At 71.3% G+C, this 1,941-nt stretch carries 2 protein-coding genes; both read right to left on the minus strand.

What is annotated here, in order from left to right:
* Window positions 1–39: 39 nt before the first annotated feature.
* Window positions 40–762: an iron-containing redox enzyme family protein gene (locus VHK87_RS10580; RefSeq protein ID WP_329634862.1), complete on the minus strand. Its 723-nt coding sequence runs from the start codon at window positions 760–762 to the stop codon at window positions 40–42.
* Entirely contained in the window at window positions 699–1,838 is a 1,140-nt protein-coding gene (locus VHK87_RS10585; RefSeq protein WP_329634863.1) for a 3-oxoacyl-[acyl-carrier-protein] synthase III C-terminal domain-containing protein, read from the minus strand. Before VHK87_RS10585 ends, VHK87_RS10580 begins: the two co-directional genes overlap by 64 nt.
* Between the last annotated feature and the right edge of the window lie 103 nt (window positions 1,839–1,941).

Below are 1,941 nucleotides of genomic sequence, written 5' to 3' on the forward strand. Positions count from 1 at the left end.
CCTTCGGATCGTAGCCGGAGAGGTCGAAGGCCGCTGCGCTCATGCGGCGATCTCCTCGATCTGGAGGGCGTAGAGGCGCCCCGTGACCCGGGCGGTCTTGACGATCCGCTCCGCGACGGATGCGTCGGGCAGGACGAGGCCCAGCATCCGCTCGAACTCGCCGATGTGCTCGGCGTCGTTCTCGCCGTGGTAGAGCAGGAAGCGCACGGCCTCGTCGGGCAGCGAGAGCCGCTGCTGGACCAGCCGGCCCCACTCGGCGGCCTTGATCGAGCCCAGTCCCTCGATGATCCACATCGCGCCGAGGAGCCCGAAGGGGTTTGGCCGCGAGGCCTCGTGGAACATCCAGGCCGACAGGGCCTCCGAGCCGACGTTCTTCTCGGCGCTGCGGATCTCAGCCAGGTCGCCGCCGGCCGCCACGAAGTCGGCCTCCAGCAGGCGGAAGTCGCGGTGCTCGGTCACCGCATGGCGCATCAGCATGGAGCGCAATTCCAGGTGCTCCTCGTCGATGTTGGAGGCCGCCCGGCTCATCCACAGCGCCCCGTCCTTCACCTGCTGCCGCAGGTTCACCAGGAAGGCGCGGTAGTCCTCCAGGGTAAACCGGCCGCGGGTCAGCTTGCGGATCAGCGGGGTCTGGTCGAGCCGGCCCTCGAACTCGGTGAAGGCGACGGTCAGCCGGCGCAGGACATCGGGAACGGCGCTCATCCGACCGCCTCCAGCAGCATGAAGCCGACGAAGGCCCGGCCGCTCTCGGGCACGACGCACAGCACGGTCTGGCCCGGCTTCAGCCGGCCCGTCTTCAGGAAGGCGTCCAGCATCACCCAGATGGAAGCCGAGCCGATGTTGCCGACGGTGGAGAGGTTGGAGAACCACTTCGCCTCCGGGATCATGCCGGCGGTCTTCTCGAGCAGGCTGACGATCTCCTCGCGCAGCGAGCGCGCCGAGTAGTGGCAGAGCAGGTGGTCGACGGCGGCCGGGTCGATGCGGCCCTCGTCCACCTTCTTCAGGTAGACGCCGACCCAGGCGCGGATCACCCGCTTGAGCAGCTCGAAGTCCTGCAGCAGGGCGACGGCGCCGGCGGCGTGGGCGGCGGCCGGGCCGGCGTGGCTCCAGGTGGCGAGTGGGTCTGTCCGGTCATCGAGGCTGGCGCCGGCCCACATGCAGGGGTCGAACTGGCCCGCCAGGGAGACGACGTCGATGAACTTCACGCGCAGGGAGAGGCCGTCCGGGCGCGGCTTGCCCTCCATCACCACCGCGCCCGCGCCGTCGGAGAGGGTGAAGCGCAGGAAGTCGGCCTCGCTGCGCAGCCGGCCCTTGGCGTCCACCAGGCTGGTGCCCTCGTAGAACTGCGGGCGGAACCAGCGGGAGGAGAACTCGCCGGCGCAGGCGGCCGCGGCGGCGTGCTCGCCGGCCCGCACCGACAGCCAGGCCGACTTGGCCGCCATCAGCGAGGAGCCGCAGACCGACTGGAAGCTGGCGATCTCCATGGGGCCGCAGCCCAGCTCGCCGTGCACCGCGGCCGCATGGCCCGGGACCAGGTAGTCGCCCTGGGTGGTCGCCGCGGCGAGGAAGGACAGCTCCTCCACGCCGAGGCCCGCGGCGTCCGCCGCCGCGCGGACGGCCTGGGCGCACATGCCGGCGTTGGAGTGGGTGGGCGTCCCGTCGGGCGTCAGGGCGTAGTGGCGCGTCTCCACGCCGTTCCAGCGCAGCGCCTTGCGGCCGAACAGGCTCTCCCGCCCGCCGACGCGGCCGAGGTAGGCCTCCATCGCCGCGCTGGACACGGGCTCGCCCGGCAGGAAGCTGCCGACGCCCGTGATGTAAGCCTCAGATAACCCCGACATGCGGTGAGGTGTACGACGAGCCGGCCTAGAGGGCTACGCGGCGGATGCGCCCTCCCGTCATCCCCCTCCTTCGTCATGGCCGGCTTTATGCCGGCCACCCATC

The organism is Phenylobacterium sp. (genome assembly GCF_036263695.1).
Lineage (GTDB): Bacteria > Pseudomonadota > Alphaproteobacteria > Caulobacterales > Caulobacteraceae > Phenylobacterium.

Excerpts from the sequence above, each read along its gene's own strand:
- VHK87_RS10585 (WP_329634863.1), bottom strand. The coding sequence starts at position 1,838 with ATGTCGGGGTTATCTGAGGCTTACATCACGGGCGTCGGCAGCTTCCTG.